This window comes from Salinibacter sp. (genome assembly GCF_036626415.1).
In the GTDB taxonomy this organism is placed as follows: Bacteria; Bacteroidota; Rhodothermia; order Rhodothermales; family Salinibacteraceae; genus Salinibacter.
This window is the reverse complement of record NZ_JAZKRW010000073.1, coordinates 1-15,197: the sequence shown is the minus strand read 5'-3', so window position 1 is coordinate 15,197 and position 15,197 is coordinate 1. Positions and strand designations below refer to the sequence as shown.

The 15,197-nt window shown below is 67.4% G+C and carries 9 protein-coding genes; 4 read left to right on the top strand and 5 right to left on the bottom strand.

The genetic code is table 11. From position 1 onward, the window contains the following. Positions 1-589: 589 nt before the first annotated feature. Positions 590-2,740, top strand: a complete 2,151-nt coding sequence (gene glgX, locus V5A20_RS09165; protein WP_332327183.1) for a glycogen debranching protein GlgX — start codon at positions 590-592, stop codon at positions 2,738-2,740. A gap of 167 nt (positions 2,741-2,907) precedes the next feature. After that, the gene (locus V5A20_RS09160) at positions 2,908-3,921 is read left to right on the top strand and encodes an FAD/NAD(P)-binding oxidoreductase (RefSeq protein ID WP_332316106.1); all 1,014 of its coding nucleotides are present in this window, start codon (positions 2,908-2,910) and stop codon (positions 3,919-3,921) included. A gap of 168 nt (positions 3,922-4,089) precedes the next feature. Here V5A20_RS09160 and V5A20_RS09155 read toward each other — a convergent pair whose 3' ends face one another. The 3 genes from V5A20_RS09155 to V5A20_RS09145 form a co-directional block, all read right to left on the bottom strand. Further along, the gene (locus V5A20_RS09155) at positions 4,090-5,199 is read right to left on the bottom strand and encodes a mechanosensitive ion channel family protein (RefSeq protein WP_332316105.1); all 1,110 of its coding nucleotides are present in this window, start codon (positions 5,197-5,199) and stop codon (positions 4,090-4,092) included. 38 nt (positions 5,200-5,237) lie between these two features. Beyond that, positions 5,238-8,798: a chromosome segregation protein SMC gene (smc, locus tag V5A20_RS09150; protein WP_332327182.1), complete on the bottom strand. Its 3,561-nt coding sequence runs from the start codon at positions 8,796-8,798 to the stop codon at positions 5,238-5,240. Positions 8,799-9,024: 226 nt separating this feature from the next. Beyond that, the gene (locus V5A20_RS09145) at positions 9,025-9,666 is read right to left on the bottom strand and encodes a porin family protein (protein WP_332316103.1); all 642 of its coding nucleotides are present in this window, start codon (positions 9,664-9,666) and stop codon (positions 9,025-9,027) included. Between the two features lie 264 nt (positions 9,667-9,930). On the opposite strand from V5A20_RS09145, the gene V5A20_RS09140 reads away from it, so the two are divergent. Both V5A20_RS09140 and ligA read left to right on the top strand, forming a co-directional pair. Continuing rightward, complete coding sequence (locus V5A20_RS09140) at positions 9,931-10,866, top strand: 1-phosphofructokinase family hexose kinase (RefSeq protein WP_332327181.1); 936 nt, start codon at positions 9,931-9,933, stop codon at positions 10,864-10,866. A gap of 140 nt (positions 10,867-11,006) precedes the next feature. Beyond that, the gene (gene ligA, locus V5A20_RS09135; RefSeq protein ID WP_332327180.1) at positions 11,007-13,079 is read left to right on the top strand and encodes an NAD-dependent DNA ligase LigA; all 2,073 of its coding nucleotides are present in this window, start codon (positions 11,007-11,009) and stop codon (positions 13,077-13,079) included. A 53-nt stretch (positions 13,080-13,132) separates the two neighbouring features. Here ligA and V5A20_RS09130 read toward each other — a convergent pair whose 3' ends face one another. Together V5A20_RS09130 and V5A20_RS09125 are read right to left on the bottom strand one after the other, a co-directional pair. Then, entirely contained in the window at positions 13,133-13,837 is a 705-nt protein-coding gene (locus tag V5A20_RS09130) for a ferredoxin--NADP reductase (protein WP_332316100.1), read from the bottom strand. A 281-nt stretch (positions 13,838-14,118) separates the two neighbouring features. Then, entirely contained in the window at positions 14,119-15,042 is a 924-nt protein-coding gene (locus tag V5A20_RS09125; RefSeq protein WP_332327179.1) for a class I SAM-dependent methyltransferase, read from the bottom strand. Positions 15,043-15,197: the final 155 nt, after the last annotated feature.

Below are 15,197 nucleotides of genomic sequence, written 5' to 3'. Positions count from 1 at the left end.
GATGCAGACGCATGGATCGCTCAATCGTGCAGGCCAGATGCCCGTGCAGGCCAGAGCTCTTAACACAGGCATCAGTGGCCTGCAGTCCCGACGGAGACATCCTGTTTGCCCCCAGAACATCCAAATCCATTCCAACTCCAAACTTGCCCTGTCTCAAACGAGTCGTGAGTCCTGGCTCCCCAAACGCGTCTCCTTTCAAGAGGGATGCCTCAACGCTCAAATCGTGCGCAACTGGCGTTTTGCGAGGACACAAAGGGTGGCCGCCACGGGGACAACTGCAGGAGGCGCTTCGACTTCTGGTGCCGCACTTCAGTTGCAGGGCGTCCAGAACCGGGAACGGACAGTTCTGCTCCGGTGTGCGAGCGGAGAGAGGGCAACTTTGAAACGGCTCCCACGTCCGCCCCGCCCTCCCAGGCATACAGGTCGGCCATCGGGCCCGCCTGGAGCCCCTTGCCTTAGAGACTTGGATCCGCGTGTTGTAACAAGTACGTTATAGGCTCTTGAATTGAACGTCCAAGATTGTGATGCAAAAAGGGAGTCTTCGGCACGCATCGTTTCCAAAGTCCCTGTTCGCCCGCCCGTCTCGGCCATGAACACCGATTCGCCCCTCCCCTCGTCTCTCGCCCCCCCACAGGCCGACACGCCGCTCCCCACCGAGTCCGGCCTTCCCCTCCCCCTCGGCGTACACGCCCGAGAAGGCGGGACGAACTTTGCCGTCGTCAGTCGCCATGCGACCCGAGTGTGGATCGAGCTGTACGACGAGGTGGAGGCCATGGCTCCTACGCACCGGGTTGAACTTCTTCCCGAGCGACACCGCACGGGCGACATCTGGCACATTTGGATCAAGGGCGTTGGCCCCGGCCAGCTTTACGGCTATCGGGCCGACGGGCCGTACGCCCCGCACGAGGGACACCGCTTCAACCCGCACAGGCTCCTGATCGACCCGTATGCCCTCGCAATTACGCACCTCGACGACTGGGACTTCGAGGCGGCTCTCGGCTACGACCCCGAGGCCTCAGAGCAAAACCTGTCTCGCTCCACGACAGACAACGCCCAGCAGGCCCCCAAATGCGTCGTGACGGAGCGTCGGACCGGCTGGGAGGACACGCAGTCCCTCCAGCACCCCTGGCGGGATACCATTATCTACGAGCTACACGTTCGCGGCTTTACCGCCCACGAGAGCGCCGATGTGGAGTCCCCCGGGACCTTTCGCGGGCTCACCGAAAAAATTCCCTACCTCACGGACCTCGGGGTCACGGCCGTCGAGCTGATGCCCGTCCAGGAGTTCAACGAGCACGAGTTGAACCGCATCAACCCGCACACCGGCGAGCCGCTGCGCAACTACTGGGGCTACAACCCTGCGGCCTTCATGGCCCCAAACGGGTTCTACGCCCACGACGACCACCGGGGCGGGCAGGTTCGCGAGTTCAAGGAGATGGTCAAGGCCTTCCACGAGGCCGGCATCGAGGTCATCCTCGATGTGGTGTTCAACCACACCGCGGAGGGGAACGAACGGGGCCCTACGATTAGCTGGCGGGGGCTCGACAATCAGCTCTACTACCTCTTGGAAGACGACCCGCGCGTCTACAAAGACTACACCGGCACCGGCAACACCGTAAAGGCCGACCACCCCGTGGTGCGCGACCTCATCCTGGATGCCCTGCGGTACTGGGTGGTCGAGATGCACGTCGATGGCTTCCGGTTCGACCTCGCCTCCGTGCTCGGCCGCGACGAGGAGGGACGTCTCCTCGCCGATCCGCCCTTGCTGGACCGCATTGCAAACGACCCGGTGCTGCGCGACGTCAAGATGATCGCCGAGGCCTGGGATGCCGCCGGCGCCTATCAGGTGGGCGCCTTCCACAACCGGTGGTCGGAGTGGAACGGACGCTTTCGGGACGACGTGCGCCGCTTCTGGCGGGGCGACGCCGGGATGCTCGGGGACTTTGCCTCCCGCCTCGCCGGCAGCTCGGATCTCTACGGCAATGCCGAAAAAGGGCCCGACTCGAGCGTCAACTACGTCACCAGTCACGACGGCTTCACACTTAACGACCTCGTCAGCTACGAGCGCAAGCACAACGAAGCCAACGGCGAGCTCAATCGCGACGGCACCGACGCCAACTACAGCCGGAACTACGGCGTAGAAGGCCCGACGGAGGACCCCGAGATCGAGGCCGTCCGCACACGACAGGTCAAAAATTTCCTTCTGACCCTGTTGCTCTCCCACGGGGTGCCGATGCTGCTGGGCGGCGATGAGTTTCGCCGCACCCAGTTTGGCAACAACAATGCCTACTGCCAGGACAATGAGATCGGCTGGTGGCTCTGGGACCGGCGCGAGACGCACGACGAGATGCACCGCTTCACGCGTGAGCTCATCGCGGCCCGGAAGGCCTACGCTCCCCTTCGGCACGCTGGCTTCTACACGGACGAGGCGCTCCGCTGGATCGGCCCCGACGGACAGCCCCCGGCGTGGGACGACCCGGAAGCCCGGGCCATCGGCTGCTATCTTCCAGGGCAAGAAGGGCTCACTGTGCTACTGCTCTTCAACGCCGGTGCCGAGGCAGCGTCCTTCGAACTGCCCCTTCTCCCTGGCGGCCGGACCTGGGCCCGAAAGGCCGACACATCCCGGCCTCCGCCCGACGACATTCATCCGCTGGGAGAAGACTCTCCCCTGGACCCATCCGGCCAGAAGGGGCACTACGCCATTGCCTCCCGATCGAGCGCCCTGCTCGTCGCTCGATAGAATGGCCCACAGGGGCTTCTGGGGGCTCGTTCGCTCCGCGTCGAAACAGGCTCTTCCCCATGGAGTCCCCTTCAGGAAACCCTCCGTGCCCGGCAACTTTGTCCCTGGACGGAGCATCAGTTTTCCTCACGATCTCGTCTCTGCTTCCACTCGTCCCCCGTGCCCCCATGACTGCGAAAGAGGAGCCGTTATTCCCCATCGTCGTGCTGGGCGGAGGAGCCGCGGGAAGTGCCGTTCTCAACGCTCTGGGCGACGCCGGCCTCGCCGCCGACACTGCCCTCGTCGAGCCGTCGCCCTACCACTACGACCAGCCCGAGTGGGTGCGCGTAGGCACGGAGGGCCGAGACAAGGCGGACACCCGCTCCCCCAGGCACGCCAACATTCCGTCGGCCACCACCTGGATACAGAAAAGCGCCACCGGGATTCAGCCCGACGAGCAGATCGTCAACATGGACGATGGGACGGCGGTGCGCTACGAGCACCTCGTCGTCGCCCTCGGCATCGAGACGCTCTGGGATCGAATTCGGGGGCTAAAGTCCAGCCTGGGGGACCAGGGCGTCTGTAGCGTCTACGGCTACGAGCAAGCGGAGCGGACGTGGGAGATGATTCGCAGCTTCAGCGGGGGACGGGCGATCTTCACTGCTCCCTCTACGCCCCACAAAGGCGGCGGGGCGCCTCTTCAGATCCTTCGCCGGGCCGAATCCCTGTGGCGCGACACGGGCACGCGGGCCCAGACGGAGCTGGTCTTTGCCGTCGCGGCCCCGACCGGTCTCAAGGAGGGGGCCTACGACGACCTTTCGCGGGACGGGGACAAAGACGATGTTCACGTCTACACCGGATACGACCTGATCGAGGTCCGTCACGAGGCCCAGGAAGCCGTGTTCAGCGTCACGAAAGGGCGCTCGCAAACCCGACAAGTACTCCCCTATGACCTCCTCCACGTCGTTCCCCCGATGCGGCCGCCTGCGCTCCTGGAGGAGAGCGGGCTCGCCCACCGAGACGGCCCGATGAAAGGGTACATGGAGATGCGCCCCGAGTCCTTTCAACACGCACGGTTTGCGACTGTATTCGGGGTTGGGGATGCCCTCGGAGTGGAGGGTGAAAAGACGGGCGAACGGGCCCGTGAGCAGGCGGCCAGCGTCGCTCAGGCCCTGCTGCGCCTGAGAGCCCCGAACAAATAGTCGAGACGGATGTGCACAGGTGTCCGCTCCGACGCTGAGAGGCCCGCCTGGGGCGGGCTCCGGCGTTTCCTCTGTCTGCACTCCCTTCTTCGAGGCCCGAGGACGTGGGAGAGCCGTTCGGCCCGGATTCCGCGCGCCCCAATCAGCGAGTCCGAGGACGCTTGAGGCCTACGCCGAGGAGGGCATCGCTTCTCCGTCTCCGGGCGCCCCCACCCGCGCCCGCAGTGCCGGCAGGGCCTCGGGGTAGTGCTCGCGAACATACGCGACGAGCTTCTCACGGATCTCGCAGCGCAGATTCCAGAGCGTCGGGGCGTCCTTTGCGCTTGCGATGGCGCGCAGCGTGATGGTCCGCTCCGAGGCGTCGGTCATTTGCAGGCCTACCACATCGCCGTCCCAGTGCTCCGACGCCTCCACAATGCGGTGAAGCTCCGCGCGCAGGGCCTCCACCGGCACCGTATAGTCAAGGTAGAGGAAGACGGTCCCGATGAGGTCCGCCGAGGTGCGGGTCCAGTTCTGAAACGGCTGCTCGACGAAGTGTGTGATCGGCAGGACGATGCGTCGCCGGTCCCAGACGCGCACCACCACGTAGGTGAGCGTAATTTCTTCGACCCACCCAAAGTCCCCCTCGACGATCACCACGTCGTCGACCCGGATGGGCTGGGTCAGCGCAATCTGGATGCCCGCGATGAGGTCGCCGATCGTGCGCTGGGCCGCGACGCCGACCACGATCCCCACGATGCCCGCCGAGGCCAGGAGGCCGGTCCCGAGCTCGCGGAACGGTTCGTACTGCATGAGCACGATGCCGCCCGCGACCACGACCACGACCGTCGCGGCGATGCGGCGCAGGATCCGCGTCTGCGTGACGATCTTCCGCGCCTTCAGGTTGTCGGGGGCGTTCGTGTCGTAGCGCTCCGAGACGGCCTCCTCCACCGCGTAGAGAAGGGCCAACAGGCCCCAGGCCACCCCGACAACGACGAGGGTCCGCAGCCCATTCTCCAGGAGGGCCTGAACCGAAGCGGACAGTGACGCCCGAACGGCGGGCAGGGCGGCGTAGACGCAGAGCACGGGCACCAGAATGCGCAGGGGGCCCCGGCTGCGCCGCAGAAGAGCGCCCCGGAGGGGCAGCGTCCAGTCGGCCTCCCGCGTGAGGGAGCGAAGAAGACGGTGCAGCCCGGCGTAGGCGAGCCCCCCGAGCAGCGCAGCGCCCCCGAGAATCAGCAACGCCTCGAGCCCGGCGCGGTCCGTCGAGAGCAGCGAATCAGCGAAGAGACTCTCCATTCTGAACTGGACAGTGGCTCTGAGTGGACGCAATCGGGCTATTGGGTCAGCTCCGCGGCCTCGTCGAGCTCAACCCCCACGAGCGTCGAGACGCCCTGCTCCTCCATCGTCACGCCGTACATGCGGTCCGACAGGTCCATCGTGCGCTGGTTGTGGGTGACGAGGATAAACTGCGTGTCGTCCTCGAAGCGGCGCACGAGGCTCATGAAGCGTTCCACATTGGCGTCGTCGAGGGGCGCGTCCACCTCGTCGAGCACGCAAAAGGGGCTCGGCTTCACGAGGTAGATGGAGAAGAGCAGGGCGGTGGCCGTCAGGGCCTTCTCGCCGCTGGACAGCTGGTCGAGCGTGACGGGCCGCTTGCCCCGCGGCTTGGCGACGATCTCGATGTCCGAGTCGATGGGGGCGTCCGGATCATCGAGTTGCAGCCTCGCCGAGGCGCCCTCCCCGAACAGATCGGTGAAGATGGTGCCGAAGCTCTCCTTGATCTCTTCGAAGGTTTCCAGGAAGCGCTCCGACGCCTTCGTGTTGATTTCCTGAATGGTGTCCAGCAGCGTGTCCTCGGCCTCCTCCAGGTCCGTCATCTGTTCTTGAAGGAAGTCGAGGCGTTCCTTTTCGTCCTCGTACTCCTCCACCGCGAGCGGGTTGACGTCGCCGAGGGCGTTGATCGTCCCGCGCAGGCTCTTCACCTCGGATTGGGCCTCCTGCTCGTCGAAGTCGTCGGGCACCGATACCGGATCGTCCGACAGGTCCCGGTCGAAGTCCGCCTCTATGCTGTCGAGCAGGTCCTGGGTGCGCGTCTCCACCTTCGTGAGCGCCACCGCCGCCTCGTTTTTCTGCTCCAGGGCCGCCTCCCGCTCTTGCCGGATGGTGCGGAGCCGCGACTCCACCTCGTCGATCTGATCCTTCGTCTCCTGGAGGGCCGTCTCGGCCGCCGCCACAGATTCATCCCGTGCCTCCCGCTCCTCGCGGACGGCCTCGATCTCCTCGTCGAGCGCCGCCTGCGTGTCGAGCGCCGCCTCGATGGTCTCTTCGAGGTCCTCAAGCCTTGCCCGTCGCTCGCCGGTCCGGCGGTCGAGCTCGTCGATCTGCTCGCGGGCCCGCGTCAGGTCTTGCTCCAGGTTGTCGACCCGGTTCCGGGCCTCCACGGCCGCCACCTGCGCGTCGCTAAAGGCGTCGACGGCGTTCCGTTCGCGGTCCTCGGCCGCCGCGAGGGTCTCCTCCGCGTCCGCCCGGTCCTCGCGGCACACCATCATCTTTTCTTCGGCGGCATCCACCTCCGCGCGCAGCGCCTCGATCTCCTGCTCGTGGTCGGTGAGTGCATCGTCGACCTCGTCGAGGCGCCCCCGAAGCTCGGCGCGCCGCTCCTCGGTGGATTCCCGGTCGTAGCGGAGCCGCTCCACCCGCTGCTCCGCGTCGGCGAGGGCGGCCTCGGCCTCCGCCACGGCCGCCTCGCGGGCCGACAGGTCGATCTCGTGCAGGGCCGCCTCCGCCTCCGCCACGGCCGCCGCCTGCTCGTCGCAGGCCTCTTGGAGCTCATCCCGCTGCTCACGGGCCCGGGCCAGCTGCTCGCGGCGCCCCAGGCGGCTGGCCGCGGGGGACACGTCCTCTTGTCGGCTCCCTCCACGCAGGACGCCTTTCGAGTCGACCCACTCGCCCGTGCGGGCAAAAATTCGGCCCGATCGGGTGTCGTTGAGGGAGGTATCGGCGAGCGCCTCCGCCTCGTCGAGGGTGTCGACAAGGGAGCAGTCGTGCAGCAGCGTATCGGCCAGGGGGGCGTACGCCGGGTCCGTCGTGCGGACGACGTCCCGCAGCGGCGTCGCGCCGTCCGGGGCCGAGGACGCCGGAAGCGAGGCCGGCAGGCGGTCGAGGACGAGGAACGACGTCTGTCCCTTGTCCGCGTCGCGCAGACGGTCGACCGCAGCCCGGGCCTCCTCAACGGTGGGCACGACCACGCAGGATGCGAGGTCGCCCAGCGCCGCGTCGAGGGCCACGCGCACGTCGTCGTCGCAGGCCAACACGTCGGCCACGGTGTAAAGGTCGTCAAAGAGGTTTTCGGCGGCCAGAAACTGCACGGCATCCGAAAATTCGTCGTAGCTGCCCACGAGGCCTTCGAGGAGTTCCACCTCCGCCTCGGCGGCGTCACGGCGGCGCTCCAGGTCGCGCCGCTCGTCCCGGGCGGCCTCCAGCGCCTCCTGCCGCTTGTCCCGCTCGGCGGTCGCCGCCTCCAGGTCAGATTGCGCCTCGCCAAGCGCCTCCCGGGCGGCCGTCCGGTCGGCCTTTGCCTCTTCGATGCGGGCCTCCAAGGCCTGCATCTTGTCCTCCAGGTCGTCCAGCTGCGTCCGGGCGCGGCTTCGTTCTTCCTCCAGCAGCTCCTGTCGGTTCGTGCGCTGGTCAAGCGCCCGGCGCTGTTCGGCGTGCTCGTCCTCCGCCGCCTCCGCCTGCTCACGAAGCCGCCGAACCGTCTCACGCAGGTCGTTGGCGGCCGTCTCGGCCTCGTCGCGCTCCGCACGGGCCTCTTCAAGGGCCGCCTCCGCGTCGTCGAGGGCCGGGCGTGCCTGCTCCAGAGCGCTTTCGAGGCGCTCGACCTCGTCGGTGAGCTCAGCGCGCCGCTCGCGGGCGTCCGCCTGGGCCTGCTGGGCCTCGTCGCGATCGGTGCGGGCGCGGGTCAGCCGCTCGCGCTGCAGCCGCTGCTCCGCCTCCAGCTCTCGGACGCGAGCGCGGTGCTCCTGCAGGGCCTCGCGGCGCTCCTGCAGAGTGTCCTCTTGCCCCGACAGGGTCTCTCGGAGGTCCTCGAGGCGGGCCTCCGTCGCCCGCTCGTCCTCGGCCAGGGCCTCGGCGCGGGCGGCGTGCTCTGTCTCTTTCGCCTCCAACCCATCCTGCCGCTCCGTGAGCCGGTCGTACTCCACCTGGGTGAGCAAAAGCTCCAGGCGCCGCAGCTTCGTTTCGGCCTCCTGGTACCGCTGGGCCGTCTCCGCCTGGGTCTCCAGGCGCTCGACCTGCGTGCTCACCTCGTCGGTCAGGTCGCGGATGCGCTCCAGGTCCGACTGCGTGCCGTCGAGCTTGCGGAGGGCCTGCCGCCGGCGCATTTTGTAGCGCGTGATGCCGGCGGCCTCTTCAAACATGCGACGGCGGTCCTCGGTGGATCCGGACACCAGCTCGTCGACCATCTTTAGCTCGATCACCGAGTAGGCGTCGGCCGCCATGCCGGTGTCCATGAACAGGTCCGTGATGTCCTTCAGGCGGCACGTGGTGCCGTTCATCAGGTACTCGGACGTGCCGTCGCGGAAGAGGCGGCGGCCGATGGTGACCTCCGAGTACTCGGTGGGCAGCACCCCGTCGGTGTTTTCGATCGTCAGCTCCACCTCCGCCATGCCGAGCGGGCGGCGGTCGGCCGTGCCGTTGAAGATCAGGTTTTCCATCTTCTCCGACCGGAGCACGGTGGGCCGCTGCTCGCCGATGACCCAGCGAATCGCGTCGACAATGTTCGACTTGCCACACCCGTTCGGCCCGACGATGGTCGTCACGCCGGGGTCGAACGTGAGCGTGGTGTCATCGGCAAAGCTCTTGAAGCCCTGCAATTCGAGTTTGCTGAGGTACATGCATCCAGTGCGTCCATCTTCAAAAACAACGGCCCCATCCCCTGAGACGAGGGCTTCGGGGGGAGATTGGTTCAAGAAAAGAGGCCGACTGCCGTTTTGCAAACGAACTGTGGGACCAGAAATCGCCACGCAGCGCCGACTGACCGCTACTTTTGCCCGCCCCAGTCCGTGGGTTCTGTTATTGATTTAAGGTAGAACGAGGCAGGCAATCGACGTTCGGAATCGGTTAAAAGCCGAGGCGGAGCAACAGCGACCAGGTTCGCGTTTCGCCATCGGACGGGAATGGGGCCCGCGAAAACGGCTGCTCCGTGACGTCCCGGGCCACGTCCTGCAGGCCCCAGGCCCGGCGCACGGTGAGGTTGAGCCGCGAACCGCCGATCGGCAGGGCCGCGCCCACCCCCGCCACGAGTCCTGCGTCCGTCCGCCGATAGAACGAGGTCCCTCCATCAAACGACACGTTTACGTCTCCGCCCCCCGGCGTCTGACGCTCAAAAATCTTGACGGCCCCAAACCCGCCGGCCTCCCCGTGCACCGTCACCGACCGCACCGACGGCGCCTTCAGGTGCAAGAGCAGCGGCAGTTCGAGGTACCCAACCCCGTAGTCGATGGCCCCGCCCTCATCTCCGTCTACCCGCGCCCCCTTCTGGTTCAGAAGCAGTTCCGCCTGCGCCGAGAGGGATCCGGCCAAGGGCTGGCGCACCATAACGCCCCCGACCGCGACAAAATACCCGTCCAGGGCCGCGGAAGACTGCATCGTCACCCGATTCATTCCCAGCGTGAGGCCAAACTGGCGCTCCTCCTGTGCATGGCTCGGGGCAACCCCGAGCAGAAGTGCCGTCAGCGTGAGCAGGGCGACAACAGAGCGCATAGAATCGGGGCGGGACGCCGGGAAAAAGATCGGTTCGGGCAAACGGCGCGGGCCTCCCACGGATCCCCGCACGCGAGCCCCAGGTCGGCGGCACGCCCTCACGCCCCAGGGCGTCCCCCCAACAATCCGAACAGTTTTCAACACGCCCCCGCTTTGTTCTCGGTATTTTCGAGTTTGCATAGCGGCAGCGACCCTTCCGTTCCCTCAGTCTGGCTCGGAACGCTCGCCGCCTTTCATGTTCACCCTCCAACGCCGCCTGTCGCCGTGCCCTCAATCGTTACGCTCACGCTGAATCCGGCCGTAGACAAGAACACCCGCGTCGATCAGGTCGTGGCTGAGGACAAGCTGCGGTGCGAGGCCCCAAGCCGCGAGCCCGGCGGCGGAGGGCTCAACGTCTCGCGGGTCATCGGTCGGCTCGGGGGCCAGTCGACCGCGGTTTACACGTCCGGCGGCCTCACGGGCAGGATCCTACAGGACCTGTTGGACGCGGAGGCGCTCGACCACACCCCCCTTCCCGTCGACGAGTGGACGCGCGAAAATCTGATCGTATACGAAACGTCGACCGACCGGCAGTTCCGGTTCGGCATGCCCGGCCCCACCCTTACAGACGGCGAGATCGACGCGTGCCTGAACACGCTCCGGGGCCTCGACCCCGCCCCGGAGTACCTGGTCGCGAGCGGCAGCCTGCCGCCCGGCGCGCCGGACGATACGTACGCTGCGGTCGCCGAGGCGGCCCACGCACTCGGGGCGAAGCCCATCCTGGACACGTCGGGCGCAGCCCTGCGGGCGGCCATGGACGCGGACTGGTACCTGCTCAAGCCCAACCTGCGCGAGCTTCAACAGCTGGCCGGAGACGACCTCGCGACCGAGGCGGAGCGCATCGACGCCGCCCGCGCCTTCATCGACCGCGGCTGGTGTAGGGGCGTGGTGCTCTCCATGGGCGCCTCCGGGGCGCTGCTGGTCACCGCCGACCGGGCCGCGCACGTCCGCTCCCCCACCGTGCCCATCGCCAGCCGCGTCGGGGCCGGCGACAGCATGGTGGGCGGTCTCACCGTCGCCCTCGCCCGGGGCCAGGACCTGCCCGACGCGGTGCGGTTCGGGGTCGCCGCCGGGGCCGCCGCCGTCATGACGCCCGGCACTGAGCTGTGCCATCAGGACGACACCGAGCGCCTCTTCGAACAGCTGCGGACGGAGGCGTAGCGCGACCGAACGTCCACCGCGGTCCCGGATTTGAACCATCTCGGCCGCGGCAGACGAGAGATGACGGTGCAGACGTCCGGCGGTCGCCTCTTCCTCCTCTTTTTCTTTCGCCCCATACTTCCTTTCTCCCCAAGCAATAGATGCCCGACGTAGACACGACGCCTGAGGTCGACCTCGACGCCATCGACTCCACGGAAGCCGCGGGGGACGCCGCCAAGCGGCTCCGCGAGGCGCTCCGGTACCACAACTACCGCTACTACGTCCTCGACGACCCGGTCGTCTCCGACGCCGAGTACGACCGCCTCTTCCGGCAGCTCCAGACCCTGGAAGAGGACTACCCCGAGATTCGAACGCCCGACTCCCCCACCCACCAGGTGGGCAGCGTCGTGCGGGACGAGCTCGGGACGGTGACCCACCCTGCGCCCATGCTCAGCCTGAAGGCCGTCTACGAGGCGGCCGACGTGTACAACTTCGACGAGACGTGCCGCGAGGAGCTGGGCCGCGACACGGTCACGTACACCGCCGAGCCGAAGTTCGACGGGCTGGCCGTGGAACTGATCTACGAGGACGGGCGGCTCGTGCAGGCCGCCACGCGGGGCGACGGCGAGACGGGCGAGGAGATCACGGCGAACGTGAAGACGATCAAGGGCGTCCCCCTCCGCCTCCGCGACGACGAGCGGCCCGTCCCCGACCGGCTCGTGGTGCGGGGCGAGGCGTACATGCGCAAAGACGAGTTCAACGCCTTCAACCGGCGGCGCGAGGAGGAGGGCAAAAAGGTGTTCGCCAACCCGCGCAACGCCGCGGCCGGCTCGCTCCGTCAGCTCGATTCCAACATCACCGCGCGGCGGCCGCTCCGGATCTTCTTCTACGAGATCGCCCCCGTCGACGGGCGCGACTTCGCGACGCACGCCGAGGTGCTCAACGCCCTGCCCGAGTGGGGCCTGCGCGTGTGCGAAGACCACATCCGCCGCTGCGACGACATCGACGAGGCGCTCGCCCACTACGACGACGTCGTGGCGGTGCGGGACGACCTGCCGTACGAGATCGACGGGCTCGTCATCAAGGTGAACGACTTTTCGGGGCACGAGACGCTGGGCGTGCGCGACCGGGACCCGCGCTGGGCCGTGGCCTACAAGTTTCCGCCGCGCCGCGCCACCACCACGATCGAGGACCTCTTCGTGCAGGTGGGGCGCACGGGCCGCATCACGCCCGTGGCCGTGCTGGCGCCCGTAGAGGTCGGCGGCGTGGAGGTCACCCGGGCCTCCCTCCACAACCAGAACGAGATCGACCGCAAGGACATCCGGATCGGCGACACGGCGCTCATCGAGCGGGCCGGCGACGTGATTCCGCAGGTGGTGAAGGTGATGGAGGACGAGCGCGACGGCTCCGAAACGCTCTACCACATCCCCGACACCTGCCCCGTCTGCGGCGCCGAGGTGGTGCTGAGCGACGACAAAAAGCAGGCCTTCTGCACGGGCGGCATGACGTGCCCCGCCCAGTTCCGGGAGCGGCTCAAACACTACGCCTCTCGCACGGCCACCGACATCGAGGGCCTGGGCGACAAGCGCGCCGAGCAGCTCATCGACGCCGGGCTGATCGAGGACATTTCGGACCTGTACACCATCGAGAAGGCGGACCTGCTCGCCCTGGAGCGCTACGCGGACAAGTCGGCCCAGAACCTGCTCGACGAGATTGCGGCGAGCCTGGAGCAGGACCTCGACCGCTTTATCTACGCCCTCGGCATCCCCCTCGTGGGCTCGGCCACGGCGCGGCTCCTCGCCCAGCACTTTGCGTCCCTGGACGCCCTGATGGCGGCCGACGAGACGGCCCTCACGGAGATCGACGACATCGGCCCCGAGGTGGCCCACAGCATCGTCGCGTTCTTTGAGGACGATGACAACCGGCGGGTGATCGACGACATCCGGGCCGCGGGCCTCACACTCACCAATCCCTACGCCGCGGACGAGGCGCCGCTGGAGGGCCTCACGTTCGTCTTTACCGGGAGCCTCGACGACTGGACGCGCGGCGAGGTACAGCGCTTCGTGGAGCAGCACGGCGCAAACGCCACCTCCAGCGTCAGCGGCAACACCGACTACGTGGTGGCGGGGCCGGGCGCCGGCAGCAAGCGCGACGAGGCCGAGGCCCGCGCGATTCCGGTGCTCGACGAGGACGCGTTCCACGCGGTGCTCCGCGAACGGGGGATAGAGGTGTAGTCGCGATCCCCATCGCGCTCACGGTCGGGGGCCCCGTCCGTGCCTCCCCGGCCCTACACGGCTTCGCTCTCCCAGCCCTCCGTAAAGATCCGGCCCTCCTCCACGCCGCGGTCCTGAAGACGCTCTTCGGTGTCGACCACCATCGGCGGGATGCCGCAAATGTAGTAGTGCGGATCGTCGAATGCGTCGCCCAGGGCCTCGTCGAGGTGGGTCTGGACGTGGCCCGTCGGGCCGCTCCACTCCTCGTGGGAGAGCGAGTAGAGCACCTGCAGGGTGTCGTGGTCGGCCGAGAGGTGGTCGAGCGTCTCGCGGAACATGATGTCCTCCTGCGTGCGCTCCCCGTAAAGGAACGCCACCTGCCCCGTGCCCTCCCGCAGGTACTGCTTCAGCATGGCGATCATCGGGGTGATGCCGGTTCCCGTCGACAGGAAGACCACGTCGCGCTCTGGGTCTCGGAGGTGTAGGTTGCCCGTGAGCTCCGTAAGCGTGAGGGGGTCTCCGACCGAGCGCTCCGCCATCCACGTCGACGCCGTGCCGTCTTCGTAGCGCTTGATGGCGAGGGCGAGGGTATCGGTCCCCGGCAGGTTGACCGGCGTGTAGGGGCGCTTCACGGTGTCGCCATCTTGCTCGAAGCTGATGACCGTGTGCTGCCCGGGCTGGTAGGAAAACGTGTGGCCGTCAACCTGCAGCAGGTACTGCTTGACCCGAGGAGTCATTTGGTGGATGGACGTGAAGGTTGCATCGAACGTGGAAGCCATACTGGGCGGTCAAGTCGTGGGATAAGAAGGCCGTGGAGGGACGTGACGCCCCACAGAGGCATTTCTTATCACTGTGTGGGAACGTCATGGGAAAGACTCTACTGAAATCAAAGCGTAGAGTGCCCCGTGTGCCGCGGGCCGGATGTAATTTAGCAGCGTCTTTTCGTCTGTGCGGCCGTCTGTGTCCCCGACGGCCCGCGCCCCCAGGCCCCTCCCCCTTGCCACTCCGCTGCATGGGCCAGGGCATTGGGCCTCCACGAGCGTCGGCCCCAGAAATCCGCTCACCGGTGCCGCGCGAGCGCATCCAGCTGATGGGCGATGTAGATCAGCCCTCCCGTCTCGACCTGGCGGCGGCGCGTGGCGACCCACTCCGCAAACGCCTCCGCGTCCAGCTCGGGGTGGCCCGTAAGCTCCGTTTCGATGAAGTGCAGAATGTGATGAAGAAAGTAGGCCTCGTCGCCGGGGTAGCTGCCGTCCTGCGGAACGACCACCCAGTCTGAGGAGCCCGCCTCCAGGAGCGTGGCGTCCGAGTCGTGGAGGTGACGAAGGAGGCGCCGCCCACAGTGCGCGCCGGCCCGCTCGCCGTCCAGGCTTGGATCCGCCATGCTCTCGTGAAAGAGCCGCTCGACCCGTGCATCCAGATCGGAATCGACCTGCGGCTCCAGCGCCGTCACGCCGTCAAAGTGAATGGGCAGGTACCACAGCCCCTCGGGGGCGAGCAGCGGTGCCAGGGCGCCGAGCGCGTCCGGGATCGAGAGGAGGTCGAGAACCGCCTGGGCAATGACCGCATCGTGGGGCGGCCCCTCGTAGGCGCCCGCAACGTCGAACAGATCGGCCGAAACAAACCGAACGGTCACCTCGACCGGCCCGCCGGTCCAGACCTGCGGCGTGCCGCCTGATACGTTGTAGCCTCGCCGCTCGGCCCAGGCGCGGAGCCCTCCCCGCGCAGCCTCGACGTTGTCGGGTTCGATGTCGACGAGCGTGTAGTGGAGAGCGTCTGTCGTTCGAGGCTCGAGGGCCTCCACGACGCGTTCGACGGTGGCCCCCACGCCCCCCCCGACCTCCAGGACGCGAACCGGCGGTGCGCTGGACGCCTCCAGCTCGTCAACGAATCGCGACCACACCCGCCGGTTCAGGGCCCGGGCATCAACGGTTTTTTTGGCCTCCAGATAGCGCGGATAACTGTATGTCGCCGGGTCGGTCACGAAGTGCGGAGGGACTCTGATGGGGAGCGGCGTGCGATGCGATCGAGGAACGACGCGATGCGGCGGCAGGTCTCCGGCCAGGTCGGCGTCGCCTCGTACTGCGCCACCGCCGCCCGGCCCATCTCGGCAAGGTGCTCGCGGTCGGTGGCCCAGGC

Coding starts and splice junctions, on each gene's coding strand:
- V5A20_RS09155 (WP_332316105.1), bottom strand. CDS start 5,199: ATGGAGAGTCTCTTCGCTGATTCGCTGCTCTCGACGGACCGCGCCGGG.
- smc (WP_332327182.1), bottom strand. CDS start 8,798: ATGTACCTCAGCAAACTCGAATTGCAGGGCTTCAAGAGCTTTGCCGAT.
- ligA (WP_332327180.1), top strand. CDS start 11,007: ATGCCCGACGTAGACACGACGCCTGAGGTCGACCTCGACGCCATCGAC.
- V5A20_RS09160 (WP_332316106.1), top strand. CDS start 2,908: ATGACTGCGAAAGAGGAGCCGTTATTCCCCATCGTCGTGCTGGGCGGA.
- V5A20_RS09145 (WP_332316103.1), bottom strand. CDS start 9,666: ATGCGCTCTGTTGTCGCCCTGCTCACGCTGACGGCACTTCTGCTCGGG.
- glgX (WP_332327183.1), top strand. CDS start 590: ATGAACACCGATTCGCCCCTCCCCTCGTCTCTCGCCCCCCCACAGGCC.
- V5A20_RS09130 (WP_332316100.1), bottom strand. CDS start 13,837: ATGGCTTCCACGTTCGATGCAACCTTCACGTCCATCCACCAAATGACT.